We start from the raw sequence: 18,066 nt of genomic DNA, 5'->3' as shown, positions 1-18,066 counted from the left end.
TTAGTCCTGGTCGTCCGGCAGCGTAATGTTCAGCTCGAGGACCTCGCAGTCCCCTTCGCGGTCCACGTTCATCTGCACGGCCTCGTCGTCCACCTGAACGTATTTGCGGATCACCTGCAGCAGCTCCTGCTGCATGGCCGGGAGGTAGTCGGGCCCGGAGCGCGCCGCACGCTCGCGCGCCACGATGATCTGCAGACGCTCCTTGGCAACGCTGGCACTCTTCTGCCGCGGCTGACGGAAGTAATCGAAAATCCCCATGATCAACCCTTGAACAGGCGCCCGAAGAAGCCCTTCTTCGGTACATCGACAAAGCGCAGCGGGCGTTCCTCGCCCAGGAACCGGTCCACCGCGTCCTGGTAGGCCTGCCCGGCGTCGGATTCCTCGTCCAGCACCACCGGCTGTCCGGCGTTCGAGGCATTCAGCACCGCCTGGGATTCCGGGATCACGCCCAGGAGTTCGATCGCCAGGATCTCGCCGACGTCCTCGATGCTCAGCATTTCGCCGCGTTCGGCGCGCTCGGCGGAGTAACGCGTCAGCAGCAGCTTGCCCTCGATCGGCTCACCGCCTTGCTCCACCTTGCGCGTCTTGCTCGCCAGGATGCCGAGGATGCGGTCGGAGTCGCGTACCGAGGAAACCTCCGGGTTGGTCACCACGATCGCCTCGTCGGCAAAGTAGGCGGCCATCAGTGCGCCGCGCTCGATCCCGGCCGGGCTGTCGCAGACGATAAAGTCAAAGTCGTCGGACAACTCGTTCAGCACGCGCTCCACGCCATCCTGGCTCAGGGCGTCCTTGTCGCGGGTCTGCGAGGCGGGAAGGATGTAGAGGTTGTCCACACGCTTGTCGCGGATCAGGGCCTGCTTCAGGTTCGCATCGCCGTTGATCACGTTGACAAAGTCGTACACCACGCGCCGCTCGCAGCCCATGATCAGGTCGAGGTTGCGCAGACCGACGTCGAAATCGATCACGACGGTCTTGTGACCGCGCTGGGCCAGGCCAGTGGCAATCGCGGCCGAGGTGGTGGTCTTGCCCACCCCGCCCTTGCCGGAGGTAATCACTACGATACGTGCCATGTTGGCGGTAGCTCCTTGTCGTCTTGCACGCGCGCGGCGTTCCCGGGGCGTGCGGACGGGTTCCTGTCATTCGTGACCGGCAGACGGCCGGTCAGATCTCCGCGATCTTGAGGCTTTCGTCGTCCAGTGTCACCAGCCGATTCTCGCCGCGTTCGGCTTCCGTGATGTCTTCGGCGATCCGGTAGTGTCCAGCGATGGACAACAGCTCGGCGTCCAGGCGCCGACAGAAGATACGCGCGGTCACCAGGCCGCGCACCCCGGCCAGCGCACGCCCACGTAACGGACCCAGCACATGGATATGCCCGTCCGCCAGCAGTTCGGCGCCCGGCGAGACTGCACCGGTCACGATCAGGTCCCCCCCACGGGCGTAGATCTGCTGCCCGGAACGCACCGGTTGATCGACGATACGCGTCGCACTGTGGACCGCCGCCACGGCGGCCGGCGGGCGTTCCTGCTCGGGCTCGACGGCCTTGTCCTGCACCGGGGGCTCATCCTCCAGTGGCACCTCGCCGGAGGGTGCGCCGCCACGCCCGCCCAGCTGCAGCACCGGCAGGACGTCGAACAGTTCGGCATAGCTCTGCAGGCGCTCGGCGGCGGCGCCTGCCTGCAGGCCGATCAGCTTGAAGCCCTCGGCGCGCACGCGCTCGATGGTTGCCTGCAGGTCGGACTCCGGGCTCTCGGCCACTGCCTCCAGATCGAGCACGATGGGCATGTCGCGCATCAGATCCGGGGCCTGGTCGCGCCGCGCGGCCAGCACCTCGCCCAGAACCTGCGGATCGGTCTGGTACACGCGCAGCACCGAGACCAGCATCATGCGGCCTTTCAATTCAATGGCCTGGACAGAACTCGGGGACGCGCTCATCGGATCGGCTGGCTCGCTGGCGGTGACGTGCACAAAACAGGGGCGGCGTCCGGCATCTGGGGCGCCGGACAGGACGTGCGCTTTATAGCGCGGACAGGGAAAGCGCAGCAAGGGTGCGGGGTCACTCCCGCCGCCGCATCAGCTGCGCGGCGGGCCCGGGATCAGCGTGTTGGTGCGGCGCACGTAGTCGGCATAACCGGGGCGGGATTCATGCAGACGACTTTCCAGCAACGTGACGCCGGACACACGCAGGATCAGCAGGATCATCAGCACCGCCGAGGGCACGGCCCACCAGCCGCCCGCAGCCAGGGCCAGCAGGCCGAACCCGACCCAGACCACAATCTCGCCGAAATAGTTGGGATGACGGCTGTAGCGCCACAGGCCGCGATCCATCACCTGACCGCGATTGCCCGTATCGGCGCGAAAACGTGCCATCTGCGCATCCGCGAGCGTCTCGAAAAAAAGCCCCACCGCCCAGAACAGCAACCCGCCGACGGCCAGCGGCCACCACACCGCCTCGGCCCGCACCACGGCCAGCATGGGCAGGCCGATCACTGCCACCAGTGCGCCCTGCAGCCAGAAAATCGTGACCAAACTGCGCGCGGCGAAGGCACCATCGCTTCGGCCCGCGCGCATGTCCGTGTAGCGCCCATCCTCGCCGTGGCCCCAGTTGCGCCAGGTGATGAAGAGCGACAGACGCAGCCCCCACAACAGCACCGGGATCACGATCCACAGCCCCAGCAAGGGCCACCCGGCCAGTCCCCACCACACCAGCGTGACCAGCACGAAACCCAGACCCCAGTAGCGGTCCACCAGGCTCGCGTCGCGCCGCAACACGCTCGCCGCCCAGACCCCCGTCATCAGGGCCAGCGCCGCGCCGAACCCGACCAGGAACATCACCCAACCGGCCATCCGCTAGGCCTCGGGCCGGCGAAACAGGATATGCGACACGAACCACTCGTTCCCGCCGCGATAATCGAACAATTCGGCGCAGGCCATGTAGAACATCCGCCAGCGCTGAAACCACAGCGCCGCGTCCTGTTCCCCGTAGGTCTGCTCGAACAGTGGCATCAGCTCGTCCCGCGCTGCGTCCTGGCGCGCCAGCCAGGCGTTCAGGGTGCGCGCGTAGTGGTGGCCGTTCACCCGCCACTGACGCACAACGCGCAGATCCTCCTGAAAATGCCGCGCCAGATCATCCGATGGCATCAACCCGTCGCGGAAGAAGTACTGCCCCATCCAGTCGTGATCGCCCTCGCTCTCGAAGAAGTAGGCGAACTCGCGATGGGCGAAGACATGCATGAACAACTGCCCGCCCGGACACAGCCAGGTCGCCACGCGCCGCAGCAGCTCGGGCCAGTTGCGCATGTGCTCGAACATCTCCACCGAGACCACCCGGTCGAATCCGGTCTGGTCCGGGGCAAAGGTGTTCATGTCCGCGGTGATGATCGTCAGGTTTTCCAGCCCGCGCGCGTCCCGGCGGGCCTCGATCGAGGCCCGCTGGGACGCCGAGTTGGACACCGAGACGATGCGCGACTTCGGGTATTGCTCCGCCATCCAGAGCGACAGCGAACCCCAGCCGCAGCCCAGCTCCAGGACCTGCTGCCCGTTCTCGAGGCCCGCGCGTTCGCAGGTCAGCTGCAGCATGGCGGCCTCGGCACCGCGAAGATCGTCCACGCCCTCCGGCCACCAGGCGCAGGAGTATTTCAGCCACGGCCCGAGGCAACGCTCGAAATATTCGGTCGGAACCTCGTAGTGCTGCTCGTTCGCCACCTCGGTGGACAACGCCACGGGCGCGGCACGCATCGCCTCGATCAACGCATAACGCCGCTCCATCGCCTCCTCGGCCGGGGCCCCGCACTCGCGCAACCGCTCCGCCAGCAGCCGCCGAATGCCGGCCCGCACGAGCGGATCCGGCAACCGTCCCTGTTCCGCCCATTCAATCATCCGCTGCATGCCGTGCGTCCCCGCGTTGAGATGTTTCGTTGACCCGGCGAGAGGCATGCGGTTCCCCGGTGGCCGAGCACGTACAAAACCGGATCGCTGACACACAGGCCCGCAGGGGTGCTAGATTGTGGCCTTAACCAGCTGCATACCGCTCATGGCGCAACGTCACCGGATTCCGGCCCGAACCCTGCATCGCGTCTGGGCGCCCTTCTCCAAGGGCGTTCAGGAGCGTCTCGAAACCTTCTTGGGCGAGCTCGACGACCGCCTGATGGATGCCTCCGAGCGCGCGATCGATTCCCAGCGCGCGGCCCAGAATCTTGCCCTTTCGCGCCAGATTCGCATGGCGAGTGGCGCCATCCTCCAGCGTTTTCGTGACCGACTTCACAATGCGATCCTGCCCGAAGAGCCGGAACACGCGCTCCCTGCCACGGGCGAACACGAGCTGAGCCTGATGGACGCCGCCGATACCGAGCGCGAGGTGGCCCTGCGCAAGCTGGTCACGGGCGCGCGTTCCGTAATGTCGGCCGAAATCGATGCCCTGGAAACGGTCACCCGGGACTACCACCTGGTCCCCACACCCGAAGACGCCCCCTGGCACCCGCATGCCCTGGGCGAGGCCTTCCTGGAGGCACTGGAGGCCGTGCCCCTGCCACCGGAAGACTGTCTGGTGCTGCTGCACTGGTTCGATCGCGACGTGATGCGCGAACTGCAGCCGGAGATGCAGGCGCTGATGCAGGCCTTCCGTGACGCCGGCTTCGCGGTGCCCGAGGCACACGCCAGGGCACGCACCCGGCCGGGCGCTACTGCTCCGGCCTCTTCTTCCGCGCCTCAGGCTCCAGCCGGGGGCAGCGGGCCACCCCCTTCCGGCCCTTCCGGCGCAACGGGCAATTGGGCGCAATTCGGTTATCAGGTGCCCGTCTCGGGACAGGTCGTCGCCAACACCGGTGTGGCACCCGGGACCGGTGCCGGCTACGGCTCGGCGGCAGAGGCGGTAACAACCGTCCTTAACAGCGCTCCGCCCAGCACGCTGGAACCCTTCGTGATGGACCTGCTGCAGGGCCTGTTCGACATGATCCTGAAGCGCGACGACCTCAACCCCGCGTTGCGCGAACCCCTGTCCGATCTGCAGCTCCCGCTGGTGCGCATCGCCATGCGCGAGACGCATTTTTTCCGTGACCGAACGCACCCGGCCCGGCAGATGACCGGCCTGCTGCTGAACATCGCACTGCGCATTGATCCCGACCTGCCGCTGGAAGAGGCCCGGGGCCTGCCGCTCAGCCGCCTGGTCTTCGAGAACGTCGAACGCGTGCGCAACGCAGGCCTTGGCGACAGTGAGGCCTTCAACGAGGCACTGACGCGCCTGCAGGACGATCTCGCCGAGGTCGAGGAGAAGATCGCCCATCAGGCGGCCGATGAACAGGCCGAGGCACAGCAGGAAGAGCGCACCCTGGAGATCACCTACAACGTGGAGTCCACGGTGGAGCGCACCGTGATCTCCATGGGCCAGGACATCCCCGACGAGGCCCGCGAGCAACTGATGGATGCCTGGGTTCCGTTAATGACCGCGCAGAAGACTGCCGAGGCACGGAGCGGTGATGCGGACGACACAACCGCAGCGGCCACCCCCGGGAGCGAAGCCACCAACGACAACGACGGCATGGCCCTGCTTCACGAACTGCTGGCTCTGATGCAGGCGGAACCGGATTTTCAGGCCTCGGCGCCATTGCTGGCGCGCATCCGCGCGTTTCTCGATCGAGCCCCTTTGACGAAAGAAGAACGTGCCCGCATCAAACAGGACCTGGTCAGCGCTCACCTGGTCGCCGCCGGAAAACGGCGCTCGGCACCGGCCGAACCTCCCTCGCCCGAGACAGGCACCTCCACGACGTCGACGGACAAGGCCGGTTCCGCGGAAGAGCGCATGCAAAAGGCCCGGAAGCGGGCCGGCAGCCGGTCGAGTTCGATGTTCGATACCTCACCCCGGCATGCCGACGACGATCCGTCCCTGATGCGCGACCATGACGACGAGCATGTCGAGCATGCCGACAACCTGATCTCCGGCACCTGGATCCAGTTCACCTCCCCCGCCGGCACCCGGGTCACGCGCATGAAGCTGGTCTGGCGCGGCAGTCACGCCGGACGCCTGCTGTTCACCGATGCCGCCGGGCGCGCCAAGCGCCAGCACAGCATTCAGGGTCTCGCCCACGAATTCCGCAGCGGGCGCGCCCAGATCATTCCGGAAGAATCGCTGTTCGATCACCTGATGGACCAGCGCCTCGGCCAGACCGCCTGAATCCCGGCCGCGCCAAACGGTGGAGCCACGCGGACCTTTCCCGCGCCGCGGCGGTCCATCTTCCGGGACCATACGGAAGACACCAATGACGCGCTCAATGACGGCCCTGTTCGCGGGCCTGGTACTGGGGATTCTGATGACCGGATGCAGCAGCCCGCAGAAGATGCCGACCGTGGACCACGTCGAACTCGATCGCTACATGGGCGACTGGTACGTGATCGCGAATATCCCCACCTTCCTCGAGCGCGATGCCTACAACGCGCTGGAGCAATACGCGCTGAACGACGACGGCACCATCGCCACCACCTTCTCGTTCAACAAGGGCGGCTTTGACGGGCCGCGCCGCGAGTACAACCCGACGGGCTTCGTGCAGAGCGAGGACAACGCCGAATGGGGCATGCGGTTCCTGTGGCCGTTCAAGGCCGAGTTCCTGATCGTCTACCTCGACGAGGACTACAGCCAGACGGTCATCGGCCGCAGCAAGCGCGACTACGTCTGGATCATGGCGCGCGAACCGGCGATGCCCGAGGACGACTACCAGGCCATCCTCGCCTACCTCGACGAACTCGGGTACGACACCGACGAGATCCAGCGCGTACCCCAGCGCTGGGACGACTGACGCCCCCTTGGGAAACACTGATCAATGCACACGCTCGCGCTCGAGTCGCTTTTGCGTGCGAACAAGGCACGGTGACTGCCGTGCAGTCATTCTGCACAAGGGAGCCGCAACGCCGTGCGCGCGCCCGTTTTCATCAACAACGGGCGGCCGAGCCCCTGCTTTTCAATGGATTGTGGGGTTGGCACCCCAGGTTCCCCGATCCTGCGTCGTGCAGCGGGTAGAACCACTACCCGCTGCACGACGCGTCTTGTCTCGGAAAACCTGGGGTGCCAACGCGAGCGCGTACATTGATTGTTTCCCTTGCTGCGGGGGGCCTAATCCCTGACGCGCCCGTAGCCGCCGCCGCCCGGAGTCCGGATCTCCACCGCATCCCCCGGCGCCACCGACTGGCGATCACAGCCTGCCATCGGCTCGCGCGTGCCATCCGCGCGCAGGATGGCATCCTCGCCCAGCGCCCCCGGCTCGCCATCCGCCAGCCCGAATGGAGGAACGCGGCGCCGATTGGCCAGTAGCACTACCTCCATCGCCGCATCAAAACCCAACCGCCGGATCACGCCGTCACCCCCCCAGCGCTGCCCCCGGCCGCCGGAGCCCCGGCGATAGCCGAACTGTTCTACCCGTACCGGGAAACGACTCTCCAGGACCTCCGGGTCGGTCAGGCGCGAGTTGGTCATGTGCGTCTGCACCGCACTCGCCCCGTCATAGCCGGGCCCGGCCCCGGCGCCACCGGCGATGGTCTCGTAGTACTGCCGCTCGGCATCGCCGAAGGTCAGGTTGTTCATCGTGCCCTGGGCCGCGGCCTGCACCCCGAGGGCGCCGAACAACGCATCGGTCACGACCTGCGAGGTCTCGACGTTGCCCGCCACCACGGCAGCGGGTGGGGACGGGTTCAGCAGACAACCCTCCGGGATCGCCAGATCCACCGGCGCCAGGCAGCCATCGTTCAGGGGAATCTCGTCCTCCAGCAGCGTGCGCAGCACGTACAGCACCGCCGCACGGACGATGGAGCCCGGGGCGTTGAAGTTGTCCTCGCGGGCCGGCGAGGACCCCGCGAAATCGATTCGCAGGCGGCGCGCTCCCGGATCGGGGGTCACGGCCACCCGGATCTCGGCCCCGTTGTCCAGCGCATAGGTGAACGTGCCACCCTCCAGGCCCGCGATCAGCCGTTGTACCGCCTCGGTGGCGTTGTCCTGCACATGCCGCATGTAGGCCGCCACCGTGGCCGCGCCATATTCGTCCAGCAGCCGGCCCAGCTCTTCAAGCCCCTTGCGGTTGGCCGCCACCTGGGCCTCCAGATCGGCCAGATTCTGCTCCGGGTTGCGTGCCGGCCACTCGCCCGAACCCAGTAGCGTCCGCATCTCCCCGGTCGCGAAGCACCCGTCGCGCACGAGAAGGGTCGGTGGGATCAGCACCCCCTCTTCTGCCAGACGGCGGGAGAAGGCCGGCATAGAACCCGGCGTGATGCCGCCGACATCGGCATGGTGGCCGCGCGAGGCCACGAAAAACGCCGGTTGCGCGATCCCGGCCTGCGGATCCTCCGTCACTGCATCCCCGGGACCCACGAAGACCGGTGTCACCACGGTGATGTCCGGCAGATGGGTGCCACCGTTGTAGGGGTCGTTCAGTACCCAGGCGTCTCCGGGCCGCAGATCACCCTCCGCCGCCGCGACCACCGCCCGCACGCTGGCACCCATCGAGCCCAGATGCACCGGCATGTGGGGAGCATTGGCGACCAGATTCCCGCTGGCATCGAACAGTGCGCAGGAGAAATCCAGGCGTTCCTTGATGTTCACCGAATGGGCGGTATTGCGCAGGGTGAAGCCCATCTGGTCGGCAATCGCCATGAAGCGATTGTTGAAGACCTCGAGCAGAATGGGATCGCGCGGGATCTCGTCCGGGTCGGCGGCCGCTGGCTGCACCCGCCGACCCGCGCCCGTCTCGCGCTCCAGGCGCAACGTGCCATCGTGCTCGATCCGGCCCCACCAGCCCGGCTCCAGCACCAGCGTGGCGGTAGCCTCGATCACCAGTGCCGGCCCTGCCAGCGTCATCCCGGGGCCCAGGGCCTCGCGCCGGTACAGGGGTACGTCGCGCAGCTCGCCCGCCACCACCATCGCGACCGTATCCGCCTCCGGTGCGGGACGCTCGACCATCGCTGCCGGTGACCGATCCGGCGGCGCCTCCGCCGCAGTCGCGATGGCCTCGGCCGCCGCGACCGCTACCACCAGCTCGCGATCCGGCGGGGCAAAGCCGTAGCGCCCGCGATAAGCCGCAGCGAAGGCCTCCATCAGAGAATGGGTGGAGCCGGCCGGGACCTCCAGCGCCGTATCCGAGCCGGCAAGCCGCAGATGCAGCCGTCGCTCGACACGCATAGCCCCGGGTTCCACCCCCTGTTCCGCCAGGGCCTCAGCGGCGGCCTCGGCCTGATCCTCCAGAGCGGCGTCGATCGCCACTGCATGTTCGTCGTCCAGTGGCCATTCCAGGCTCCGCTCACGCAGGGCGCGCAGTTCACCCAGCCCCATCCCGTAGGCGGACAACACGCCTCCCAGCGGATGGAACAGGATGTGGCGCATGCCCAATTGCTCCGCGACCCGACAGGCATGCTGCCCACCCGCCCCGCCAAAGCAGACCAGGGCATAGCGCGAGACGTCATGGCCCCGCTGCACCGAGATGGTCTTGATTGCCTGGGCCATGTGCTCGACTGCGATCTGCAGCAGCCCCTCGGCCAGCGCCACCGGTGTCACCTCCTCGGCCGTCATCGACATGATCTGAACGGCCTGCTCATCGAACTGCTTCCGGACCGGCTCCGGGTCCAGCGGGCGGTCGCGCTCGGGGCCGAACACGGCCGGGAAATACTCCGGTCGCAAGCGCCCCAGCAGCACATTGCAGTCAGTCACCGTCAATGGCCCGCCCTGGCCGTAGCAGGCCGGGCCGGGTTGCGCGCCGGCAGACTCCGGCCCGACCCGCAGGCGGATCCCGTCGAAGCGGCAGACCGACCCACCGCCAGCAGCCACGGTATGGATATCCAGCATCGGCACGCGCAGACGTGCGCCGGCCACCTCGCTCTCCTGGCGGCGTTCCAGTTCCCCGGCCAGATGCGCGACATCGGTGGAGGTCCCGCCCATGTCGAAGGTGATCAGGCGCTCGAACCCCAGGGGCGCGGCAGTCTTCAGCGCGCCGACGATGCCGCCGGCCGGCCCGGACAGGATCGCGTCGCGGCCGCGAAAATGCGCCGCGTCCACCAGCCCGCCATGCGACTGCATGAAACGCAGCGGCACATCCCCCAGTTCGCCGGCCACCTGATCGACATAGCGGCGCAGCACGGGCGACAGGTAGGCATCCACCACCGTGGTCTCGCCACGCGGCACCAGCTTGATCAGCGGGCTGGTCGCGTGGCTGGTCGCCACCTCGGCAAAGCCCATCTCCCGCGCGAGCGCCGCGATGGCCTGCTCATGCGCCGGATAGCGATAGCCGTGGATACAGACGATCGCCACCGAACGAATGCCGTCATCCAGCGCCGCCTGCAGGCGCGGACGCAGCGCATCAAGATCCACCGGCTGGAGGACCTCCCCGGCCGCATTCACCCGTTCGCGCACCGCGGCCACTTGCGCATAGATCGGCTGTGGCAGGCGGATGATGCGCGCAAACAGGTCGGGCCGCGCCTGGTGCCCGATCGCCAGTGCGTCCTCCAACCCTGCGGTGATTACCAGGAGGGTCGGCTCGCCCTTGCGCTCCAGTAGCGCGTTGGTCGCCACCGTGGTGCCCATACGCAGCTCGTGGATCACCCCGGCGGGGATCGCGGCGCCGGCGGCCAGCCCGAGGAGGTCGCGGACACCCTGCACCGCGGCGTCGGCATACGCCTGCGGGTTGTCCGACAGCAGCTTGCGGGTGTGCAACCGTCCTTCCGGGTCGCGCGCGACCAGGTCGGTGAAGGTGCCGCCGCGATCCACCCAGAACTGCCATTGGTTGTCGGTTCCGGCTTGAGTCATGTCTGCCGCTCTGGTTTGATCACGTGAACTCGGGCGCCGCGCGCCAGTCGCAAGCGCGTCACCTAAAAGGAAATGCTCCCGCATGGATCCCGTCACCCAAGCCAGCCTGGGCGCCGTTGTCGGCGGCCTGACCCTCGGATCACGCCTGGGCCGCAAGGCCATCCTGCTGGGCGCCGCCGTAGCCATCGTCCCGGACCTGGACGTGCTTATAGCCTACGGGGACGACGTCTCCGATTTCATCTATCACCGCGGCTTCAGCCACTCCTTGCTGGTCCATCTGCTGGTCGCGACGGGCATAGCGGGCCTGCTCGCACGCATCCCGGCCACCCGCGATATCGGCTTCGGACGCTGGTGGTGGTTCCTGTTCCTGGTGCTGTCCACGCATGTGCTGCTGGATGCGCTCACCACCTATGGTACCCAGCTCCTGTGGCCCTTCGCCGGGCCGGTCGGGACAGCCTCGATCTTCGTGATCGACCCGCTCTACACCCTGCCCCTGCTGGTCGCCGCGATCGGCGCGCTGTTCTACCGCTTCGCCCCCAGGCTGCTGGTGGCCGGACTGGTCCTCTCCACCACCTATGCCGGGTCCGGACTGGCGCTGAAGGCCTGGATCGACCACCGCATCCAGCCCACCCTTATCGCGATGGACCTGCAGGACCAGCCGCGCATAGTGCAGCCTACCCCGTTCAACCTCCTGCTGTGGCGCATCACCGTCGTGGATGATGACCGATTCCTGGAGGCATGGGTGGGCATCCTCGACCAGCCGGTCCGTCCGGACTTCGAGGCCTTCGAGCGCGGCGCGCACCTGCAGGACGAGGCCCTGGCCCTGGAGGACGGCCAGCGTCTGCGATGGTTCGCCGGTGACTTCCTGCGCTTCCACCGGGCCGAGTACACCGATGCCCCCGACCGGCTGGTCGTCACCGACCTGCGCCTCGGCGCACCCGGCTACTTCCCGTTCGGCTTCGAGATCGCCGAGGAACGCGACGGCGACTGGCACCCCATCACCAGCCGCCAGGTCCCCGAGACCGGCCCGCGCCAGGACGCAATCCGCGCGATCGGCGCGCGCATCATCGACCCGGAAGGCGCCCCCTGCCTGATGGACCTGGCAGCGCCCGACTACGCCATCACCCAGCCGCCCCCGCGCTGCCGCCTGCAGATGCCGTGATCGGATCCGACGAGCCTGAACCGGGACCCGCGGCCGCCTGCGAACTGTGTGGCCGCGAGATGGACGCGCTGACCCGCCACCACCTGATCCCGCGCAAGCAGCACCGGCGCAAGCGCATCCGCCGGCGCTTCAGCCGCGCCGAGCGCGAGGCCCGCATCCTGTGGGTCTGCCGCCCCTGCCATGACCACATCCACAAACACTTCGACGAGCAGACCCTGGCGGAACGCCTGAACACCCGCGAGGCACTCCTCACCGAACCTGTGGTACAGGGTTTTATCGCCTGGATCGCCCGCCACCCACCCGGCTTCAAGCCCCGCAGCTAGCCCCCGGGCACTGGACGGCCATTCTTCGAGCCCCGATCGCTTTCGCCTGCACCTGCACCTGCGGTGGCTGGCCCTGGTTCGTCGCCAGTGTTTACGTGCCTCCATCCAGCCGCCTGCCGGGTCAGGCTGGCCCCGGTTCGTCCTCTGTGTTTCCGTACTTTCGGTCCGCCACCTGCCAGGCGCTGACTCGCCAGCGCGCCCCGAGTTACTTCTTTGCTCGTGCAAAGAAGTAACCAAGAAACACGCCCGACTGCCGCGACCCCGGCCCGCTGCGCGAGATGGGGTTTCCCTCGCTCCGAGGCTTTTCGCGGGCGGCGCTGAACTCGCTGCGCCTGCGGCTCCGCTCAGACATCCAGCGCCCCGTGTCTATTTAGAATCGTCCCGCGAAAAGCCTCTCCACTCGGCGCGACGACAACGGGGAGGAAGGTCCAAACAACGGCGATCCCGGCGTTCTTGCCAGTGGATGATAGCTAGGTCTTCGAGCATCTTCGGCACGCTCGGCCTGCGGCCGTTGCGTGCCGCGCCCGCGTAGCGGGCGCCGGGGAGCGTAGGATGCCGATGAGCGTAGCGAATCGCATCAGGGTGTCGCACGGCGTGGGGAACGGTGCGTTTCGCTGCGCTCAACCGCACCCTACGGGATACCGCCTGTTTTGACCTTCATCTCCCGTATGGAGCCCCTTGCGGAAGGGTCCTCGGGCCGGGAGAAGGCGCTGGATGTCTGAGCGGAGCGCAGCGCAGCGAGTTCAGCGCCGCCGGCCCGAGGGCCCTGGAGCAAGGTTCCCGGGCGAAATCCGGGGGCCCTTCTTTGGGTACTTTCTTGGGCAAGCAAGAAAGTACCTCGCGGCGCGCTGGCGAGACAGCGCCTGGCAGGCGGCCGGACGAAGGCACGTAAACACCCAACGACGAACCGGGGCCAGCCACAACAAGGCAGGCGGCGGACCGAAGACACCGTAAACACCGAAGGACGAACCAGGACCCAGCCACCCACGGACAAGCAGGATCCCCGAGGCCGCAGATGCGAAAGGTACCGCTGCACGGCACCCGTCGAACCATCATGTTCGATTTCTCGGGTTCGAATCCCGATACGCCAGGGGCTGGAAATGCAAAAGGGGCCACTCGGGCCCCTTTGCTTGAATCTGGCGGAGAGGGAGGGATTACTCGGCACTACGTGCCTCGCCCTTCGGGTCGTCGCCTGCGGCGACGCTCGGGTGCCGCTGCACGGCACCCGCCGAACCATCATGTTCGATTTCTCGGGTTCGAATCCCGATACGCCAGGGGCTGGAAATGCAAAAGGGGCCACTCGGGCCCCTTTGCTTGAATCTGGCGGAGAGGGAGGGATTCGAACCCTCGATACGGGGTTACCGTATACACACTTTCCAGGCGTGCGCCTTCGACCGCTCGGCCACCTCTCCATTTTTCCGCAACCGCTGGACGGTCACGAAGCGCGGAATCCTAAACCAGGCGCGGCAGCGGCGCAATGGAGGGGACGAAAAACAGCAGCTTGCGGGATCAGGAACCGCCCTTGCCCGGCAGACCGGGAAAAGCGTGCACATTGCCCCCGGCAGTTCCCGCATCGTGAATGCGCGGGGTACCCACGGCCGTGACCTCGTCGATCCGGATCAGCGCATGCATCGGCACATGGAAGCGCTCCACACCCTCGAACTCGGTGCGCAAGCGCTCCTCCGAGGGATCCACCACCACCTGTGTGCGCTCGCCGAACAACAGGCCCTCGATGGTGACGAAACCGTAAAGCTCGTCCTGGTAAACGTCACGGGCGTACAACTCGTACGTTTTTCCGTTGTTCAGAAAATTGATTCGGTACCGCAGATTCTTGTCCATGGGCTCCATCATGGGGGAGCAACCGCAGATTGCAACGGGTTGGCGTTGGTCCGGAGCGCCAGAGTCGGTATGATTCCGGGCGTTATCCGCATGGGTCCCGGCACGCCAACGATGAATTCCTCCCAGGAGCTGCTCGATCATTTGAGCCGCAACAGCTCGCCGTACCAGGATCCGCTCACGCGGATTCGCTGGGATGCGCTGTCTTCGGAGGACTACTGGATCCCGGAAGAGGCCATCTCGCTGTTCGGCACGCCAGAATATTCCGCGCTGTCGGGCGAGCAGAAGCGGCGCCTCTCGCAGTACGAATTTCTCTATTTCATCAGTGGCGCGCTATGGCTGGAAGGTCTGTTCATGGAACGCATCTCGCGCATCTCCATGCACTCGACCGGCCGCCTGGACCGGCTGAACTACCGCCTGCACGAGCTGCGTGAAGAGGCCGGTCACAGCCTGATGTTCATCGAGTTCATGCGCCGCAGCGGGCTGGAGCTGCCGGAACGGCGCTTTCCGAAACCCAAGCTCGCCACCCTGGTCGGCCGCTTTGCCCCCTTCGAGTCCTCGATCTTCTGGATCGCGGTGATGATCGGCGAGGAGGTCCCGGACCGGATGAACCGTCTGATCCACCAGCGCCGTGACCAGATCAGCCCCACAGTGCATGACGTCGTCTCCACCCACATGATCGACGAAGCGCGCCACATGGCACATGCCCGCGACACGCTGGAAAGCTACCTGGATACCCTGCCGACCTGGCAGAAGGCGGCCTACCGCCCGCTGATGCGTCGGGTGTTCCGCCAGTTCGTGCACGCCTTTTACTACCCCACGGCGGATATCTACCAGCTCGCGGGCCTGCCCGCGGGCCCGAACTACCGCCGTCTGGCGCACGATAACCCCCGTCGGGCCGCCTTCATCGATACCTGTGTCGACCCCGCACTGCAGGTCCTTCGCGCCCAGGGTCTGGTCCTGAACTGGCGATAGGGTCACCACCTCCCTGCGCCGGTCATCGCCCAGCACTGCCGGCACGGCCGATTGGGTATCATCGGTTCATGTTCCCGCACCTTCGCCTTCGCCCACCGAGCTCGACCTGGCGCCAGATCGAGCTCGGCGTGTTCATCGTATTGCTGGTGATGATCGGCCTGCGGGTCTGGTTTCAGCCGCCCTCGGCCCTGCAGCAATTGACCTTCCGCGAGGAACTGCAGGTCGTGCTGGTCGAAGCGCCTTTGGGGCGCTCGGAGCTGGCGGCCACCAATGGCCACGACCAACTGGAACTGGCCCTGCTGCATGGCTTCGCGAAGGAACTGGGCACGCGCATTCGCGTAACCCGCGTGGAGACTGCCGCCGAGGCCCACCGCCGCCTGCGCGAACACCGAGCGGACCTGGCCGCCGGGCTGCTGGTCGATCCCGATGAACCGACGATCGAACGCGGCCCGGAAATCCTCTCCATCCAGCAGGTCCTCGCCTTCTGGCGTGACAACGAATCCACCGCTGCACTGCCCGCCCTCGCCAGCCTGCCCGCCGGAACCCGGCTGGGATTCACCGCACAGTCGCCGCTGCCGGACCGCCTGCGAGCTCACCTGTCCCATGCCGATATGGCAAGGCAACAGGAATCGGTCCGGACCGTAGGTCCGGAGTCCGAGACCCTCGGGTACGCGCCACAAGACCCGCCAGTCGAGCTGGTACCCATCGGGACCGCCGAAGCGCAACGCCAGGCATTGGCCGCGGGCGAAATCGACTATGCCCTGATGAGTTCCCTGGAGTTCGGCCGGCTACAACGCTTGCATCCCGATCTGCGTACCGCCTATGAGTTCGAGCGCGGGGTGGCCGTCACCTGGCTGTTCCCGGCCGGCTTCGATCGCAGCCTGATCGACGCGGCGGAGGCCTACATTGACCGCCTGCGAGGGAACCGCGACCTGGAGTTGATGATCGACCGCTACCTGGGCCATCTGGAGACCCACGACCTGGTGGACGCCCTGACCTTTGCCCGGCGCGTGGATAGCCAGCTGGATCGCTTTCGCGGCCTGTTCGAACACGCCGGCGCCGAATACGGCCTGGACTGGCGCTTCATCGCCGCCGTGGCCTACCAGGAGTCTCACTGGAACGCAGATGCCATCTCCCCCACCGGAGTGCGCGGGCTGATGATGCTGACCCAGAACACCGCGTCCGGCCTCGGCGTCGAGGACCGCACCGACCCGGCATCCAGCGTCGACGGCGGCACCCGCTACCTGCTGGACCTGCGTGAGCGCCTACCGGAACGCATCCCGGAACCGGACCGCACCTGGATGACGCTGGCGGCCTACAACGTCGGTCTGGGACACCTGCATGACGCCCGGCGTCTGGCCGACGCCAACGGCGACGATCCGGATCGCTGGCTGGACGTAATGCAGTGGCTGCCACGCCTGGCGGAACGCGAATGGCACGAACAGACCCGCTATGGCTACGCCCGCGGCTGGGAGCCGGTGCTCTACGTGCAGAACATTCGCAGCTATTACGACAAGTTGATCCAGCGCTTCCCCGACAGCAACGATCCGCTTCCGCCACCGCCCGCGCCCTATCGGCGCGTACCCCTGACGCTTTGACCGCAAGGCCGGCGCGCAGAAAAGGGCGCGAGCGGCCGAGCGATTCCCCTATAATCCGGCCCGAATCCAAGACGCCGGACCCAGGCCCATGAATGCTTCCACCCGCGCCTCCCTGCGCGCCGCCATCGGACCGGGCCTGCTGATGGCCGGAGCGGCAGTGGGCGTCTCGCATCTGGTCCAGGCCACCCGGGGCGGGGCCGAATACGGCCTATTGCTCATCCCGATCGTGCTCCTGGCCTCCCTGTTCAAGTACCCCTTCCTGGAGTTCGGCCCGCGTTACGCGGCGGCCACCGGGCATCACCTGCTGACCGGTTACCACCGGCTCGGCAACTGGGCACTCGGGCTCTATATCGCGGTAACCGTCGGCACCCTGTTTACCATCCAGGCGGTGGTCACCCTGACCACCGCCGGGCTGGTCACACTGGTCTTTGATCTGGATCTGTCGGTGACTTTGGTCTCGGCCCTGGTGCTGGCCGCCTGCATCACATTCCTGATGATCGGCGCCTACCGCGGGCTGGATCTGGGCATGAAGATCATCATGGCGGCGCTCAGCGTCTCCACCGTGGCCGCCGTGGCGCTCGCCTTCCGCGAGGCTCCGGATCTGGCCACCTTGTCCGGCGCGCAGGAGTGGTCGAACCTCTGGACCCTGGCCGGCTTCGCGTTCGTGCTGGCCCTGCTGGGATGGATGCCGATCCCGCTCGACGTGGCGGCCTGGCATTCGATCTGGACCCAGGAACGCGCCCGCCAGACCGGCCACGCCCCGACGGTACGCGAGGCGATCTTCGACTTTCGCCTGGGCTACCTGGGGGCGGTGGTGATTGCTCTCGCGTTCATGCTGCTGGGCGCCGTCCTGATGTATGGCAGCGGGATCGGCTTTGCCCCGGGGGCGGCCGCCTTCTCCGCTCAGCTGGTAGACCTGTATGCCCAGAGCCTGGGCGAATGGAGCCGCACCCTGATCGCCGTGGCCGCCCTGACCACGATGTTCTCGACCACCCTGGCCGTGACCGATGCCTACCCCCGCGTGATCGTGGCGATCATCCGCACCCTGCGCGAGGACGGCCACGCACCACAGACCATGGACCCCTCGCGCAAGGGCGAACGTGGCCTGGACTGGTGGGGCTACCGCATCGCACTGCTGGTGGTCGCCAGCGGGGCCGTATTGCTGATTTCCCAGGCCGGGGAACACTTCACCCGCCTGGTCGATATCGCCACGCTGCTGTCGTTCTTGTCGGCCCCGGTACTGGCCTGGATCACCTTCAAGGTGGTGATGTCGCCGGACATGCCGGAGCAGCACCGACCGGGGCGCGGCCTGCGCGCCCTGTCCTGGGCCGGGATCGTATTCGGCCTGGTGTTCTCGGTGCTCTATATCCTCTGGCGCCTGTTCGGCTGACCCGCTCCCTC

Annotated in this window: 14 protein-coding genes, 1 tRNA gene, 1 other RNA gene and 1 pseudogene; 8 read left to right on the top strand and 9 right to left on the bottom strand. The window is 66.9% G+C overall.

The annotated features are described in order from the left end of the window. The 5 genes from minE to F816_RS0107950 all read right to left on the bottom strand — a co-directional run bounded on the left by minE (position 1) and on the right by F816_RS0107950 (position 3,885). The gene (minE, locus tag F816_RS0107970) at positions 1-258 is read right to left on the bottom strand and encodes a cell division topological specificity factor MinE (RefSeq protein WP_018937842.1); all 258 of its coding nucleotides are present in this window, start codon (positions 256-258) and stop codon (positions 1-3) included. A 2-nt stretch (positions 259-260) separates the two neighbouring features. Continuing rightward, the gene (minD, locus tag F816_RS0107965; RefSeq protein ID WP_018937843.1) at positions 261-1,070 is read right to left on the bottom strand and encodes a septum site-determining protein MinD; all 810 of its coding nucleotides are present in this window, start codon (positions 1,068-1,070) and stop codon (positions 261-263) included. A 91-nt stretch (positions 1,071-1,161) separates the two neighbouring features. Then, positions 1,162-1,884, bottom strand: coding sequence for a septum site-determining protein MinC (minC, locus tag F816_RS0107960; protein ID WP_019594296.1), 723 nt, complete (start codon positions 1,882-1,884; stop codon positions 1,162-1,164). A gap of 186 nt (positions 1,885-2,070) precedes the next feature. Then, on the bottom strand, positions 2,071-2,844 hold the full coding sequence (locus tag F816_RS0107955; protein ID WP_019594295.1) for a DUF1295 domain-containing protein: 774 nt from the start codon (positions 2,842-2,844) through the stop codon (positions 2,071-2,073). A gap of 3 nt (positions 2,845-2,847) precedes the next feature. Further along, the gene (locus F816_RS0107950) at positions 2,848-3,885 is read right to left on the bottom strand and encodes a cyclopropane-fatty-acyl-phospholipid synthase family protein (RefSeq protein ID WP_019594294.1); all 1,038 of its coding nucleotides are present in this window, start codon (positions 3,883-3,885) and stop codon (positions 2,848-2,850) included. A 145-nt stretch (positions 3,886-4,030) separates the two neighbouring features. Between F816_RS0107950 and F816_RS0107945 the strand changes: the two genes are divergently transcribed. Together F816_RS0107945 and F816_RS0107940 are read left to right on the top strand one after the other, a co-directional pair. Next, positions 4,031-6,166, top strand: coding sequence for a DUF1631 family protein (locus tag F816_RS0107945; protein WP_019594293.1), 2,136 nt, complete (start codon positions 4,031-4,033; stop codon positions 6,164-6,166). A gap of 85 nt (positions 6,167-6,251) precedes the next feature. Continuing rightward, positions 6,252-6,785 carry a lipocalin family protein gene (locus F816_RS0107940; RefSeq protein WP_026333196.1) on the top strand — a complete coding sequence of 178 codons (534 nt, stop codon included), beginning with the start codon at positions 6,252-6,254 and terminating at the stop codon, positions 6,783-6,785. Between the two features lie 314 nt (positions 6,786-7,099). Here the strand turns inward: F816_RS0107940 and F816_RS0107935 are convergent, their stop codons facing one another. Next, positions 7,100-10,771 (bottom strand): hydantoinase B/oxoprolinase family protein, encoded by a 3,672-nt coding sequence (locus tag F816_RS0107935; RefSeq protein ID WP_019594291.1) that lies wholly within the window; start codon positions 10,769-10,771, stop codon positions 7,100-7,102. 82 nt (positions 10,772-10,853) lie between these two features. Here F816_RS0107935 and F816_RS0107930 point away from each other — a divergent pair, with 82 nt between their 5' ends. The 3 genes and pseudogenes from F816_RS0107930 to F816_RS15135 all read left to right on the top strand — a co-directional run bounded on the left by F816_RS0107930 (position 10,854) and on the right by F816_RS15135 (position 12,978). Then, positions 10,854-11,933 (top strand): metal-dependent hydrolase, encoded by a 1,080-nt coding sequence (locus F816_RS0107930; protein WP_019594290.1) that lies wholly within the window; start codon positions 10,854-10,856, stop codon positions 11,931-11,933. A 59-nt stretch (positions 11,934-11,992) separates the two neighbouring features. Beyond that, on the top strand, positions 11,993-12,256 hold the full coding sequence (locus F816_RS0107925; protein ID WP_051080093.1) for a hypothetical protein: 264 nt from the start codon (positions 11,993-11,995) through the stop codon (positions 12,254-12,256). 463 nt (positions 12,257-12,719) lie between these two features. Further along, positions 12,720-12,978, top strand: a pseudogene (locus F816_RS15135) (hypothetical protein). A gap of 415 nt (positions 12,979-13,393) precedes the next feature. Here F816_RS15135 and F816_RS14530 read toward each other — a convergent pair. The 3 genes from F816_RS14530 to F816_RS0107915 all read right to left on the bottom strand — a co-directional run bounded on the left by F816_RS14530 (position 13,394) and on the right by F816_RS0107915 (position 14,095). Next, a non-coding RNA gene (locus tag F816_RS14530) (RtT sRNA) lies at positions 13,394-13,542 on the bottom strand. A 35-nt stretch (positions 13,543-13,577) separates the two neighbouring features. After that, positions 13,578-13,668 (bottom strand) — tRNA-Ser (locus F816_RS0107920). A gap of 97 nt (positions 13,669-13,765) precedes the next feature. Next, positions 13,766-14,095 (bottom strand): DUF1820 family protein, encoded by a 330-nt coding sequence (locus F816_RS0107915; RefSeq protein ID WP_018144371.1) that lies wholly within the window; start codon positions 14,093-14,095, stop codon positions 13,766-13,768. 111 nt (positions 14,096-14,206) lie between these two features. Here F816_RS0107915 and F816_RS0107910 point away from each other — a divergent pair, with 111 nt between their 5' ends. The 3 genes from F816_RS0107910 to F816_RS0107900 all read left to right on the top strand — a co-directional run bounded on the left by F816_RS0107910 (position 14,207) and on the right by F816_RS0107900 (position 18,055). Then, positions 14,207-15,067, top strand: a complete 861-nt coding sequence (locus F816_RS0107910) for a diiron oxygenase (RefSeq protein ID WP_026287920.1) — start codon at positions 14,207-14,209, stop codon at positions 15,065-15,067. 68 nt (positions 15,068-15,135) lie between these two features. Then, positions 15,136-16,665, top strand: coding sequence for a membrane-bound lytic murein transglycosylase MltF (mltF, locus tag F816_RS0107905; RefSeq protein WP_019594288.1), 1,530 nt, complete (start codon positions 15,136-15,138; stop codon positions 16,663-16,665). 88 nt (positions 16,666-16,753) lie between these two features. Continuing rightward, positions 16,754-18,055, top strand: a complete 1,302-nt coding sequence (locus F816_RS0107900) for an NRAMP family divalent metal transporter (protein ID WP_019594287.1) — start codon at positions 16,754-16,756, stop codon at positions 18,053-18,055. Positions 18,056-18,066 lie beyond the last annotated feature (11 nt).

The organism is Thioalkalivibrio sp. ALM2T, assembly GCF_000381505.1.
In the GTDB taxonomy this organism is placed as follows: domain Bacteria; phylum Pseudomonadota; class Gammaproteobacteria; order Ectothiorhodospirales; family Ectothiorhodospiraceae; genus Thioalkalivibrio; species Thioalkalivibrio versutus.
The sequence above is the reverse complement of the archived record's forward strand: the minus strand, read 5'-3'. Positions and strand labels throughout refer to the sequence as shown.

Coding starts and splice junctions, on each gene's coding strand:
- minE (WP_018937842.1), bottom strand. CDS start 258: ATGGGGATTTTCGATTACTTCCGTCAGCCGCGGCAGAAGAGTGCCAGC.
- minD (WP_018937843.1), bottom strand. CDS start 1,070: ATGGCACGTATCGTAGTGATTACCTCCGGCAAGGGCGGGGTGGGCAAG.
- minC (WP_019594296.1), bottom strand. CDS start 1,884: ATGATGCTGGTCTCGGTGCTGCGCGTGTACCAGACCGATCCGCAGGTT.
- F816_RS0107955 (WP_019594295.1), bottom strand. CDS start 2,844: ATGGCCGGTTGGGTGATGTTCCTGGTCGGGTTCGGCGCGGCGCTGGCC.
- F816_RS0107950 (WP_019594294.1), bottom strand. CDS start 3,885: ATGCAGCGGATGATTGAATGGGCGGAACAGGGACGGTTGCCGGATCCG.
- F816_RS0107945 (WP_019594293.1), top strand. CDS start 4,031: ATGGCGCAACGTCACCGGATTCCGGCCCGAACCCTGCATCGCGTCTGG.
- F816_RS0107940 (WP_026333196.1), top strand. CDS start 6,252: ATGACGCGCTCAATGACGGCCCTGTTCGCGGGCCTGGTACTGGGGATT.
- F816_RS0107935 (WP_019594291.1), bottom strand. CDS start 10,771: ATGACTCAAGCCGGAACCGACAACCAATGGCAGTTCTGGGTGGATCGC.
- F816_RS0107930 (WP_019594290.1), top strand. CDS start 10,854: ATGGATCCCGTCACCCAAGCCAGCCTGGGCGCCGTTGTCGGCGGCCTG.
- F816_RS0107925 (WP_051080093.1), top strand. CDS start 11,993: ATGGACGCGCTGACCCGCCACCACCTGATCCCGCGCAAGCAGCACCGG.
- F816_RS0107915 (WP_018144371.1), bottom strand. CDS start 14,095: ATGGACAAGAATCTGCGGTACCGAATCAATTTTCTGAACAACGGAAAA.
- F816_RS0107910 (WP_026287920.1), top strand. CDS start 14,207: ATGAATTCCTCCCAGGAGCTGCTCGATCATTTGAGCCGCAACAGCTCG.
- mltF (WP_019594288.1), top strand. CDS start 15,136: ATGTTCCCGCACCTTCGCCTTCGCCCACCGAGCTCGACCTGGCGCCAG.
- F816_RS0107900 (WP_019594287.1), top strand. CDS start 16,754: ATGAATGCTTCCACCCGCGCCTCCCTGCGCGCCGCCATCGGACCGGGC.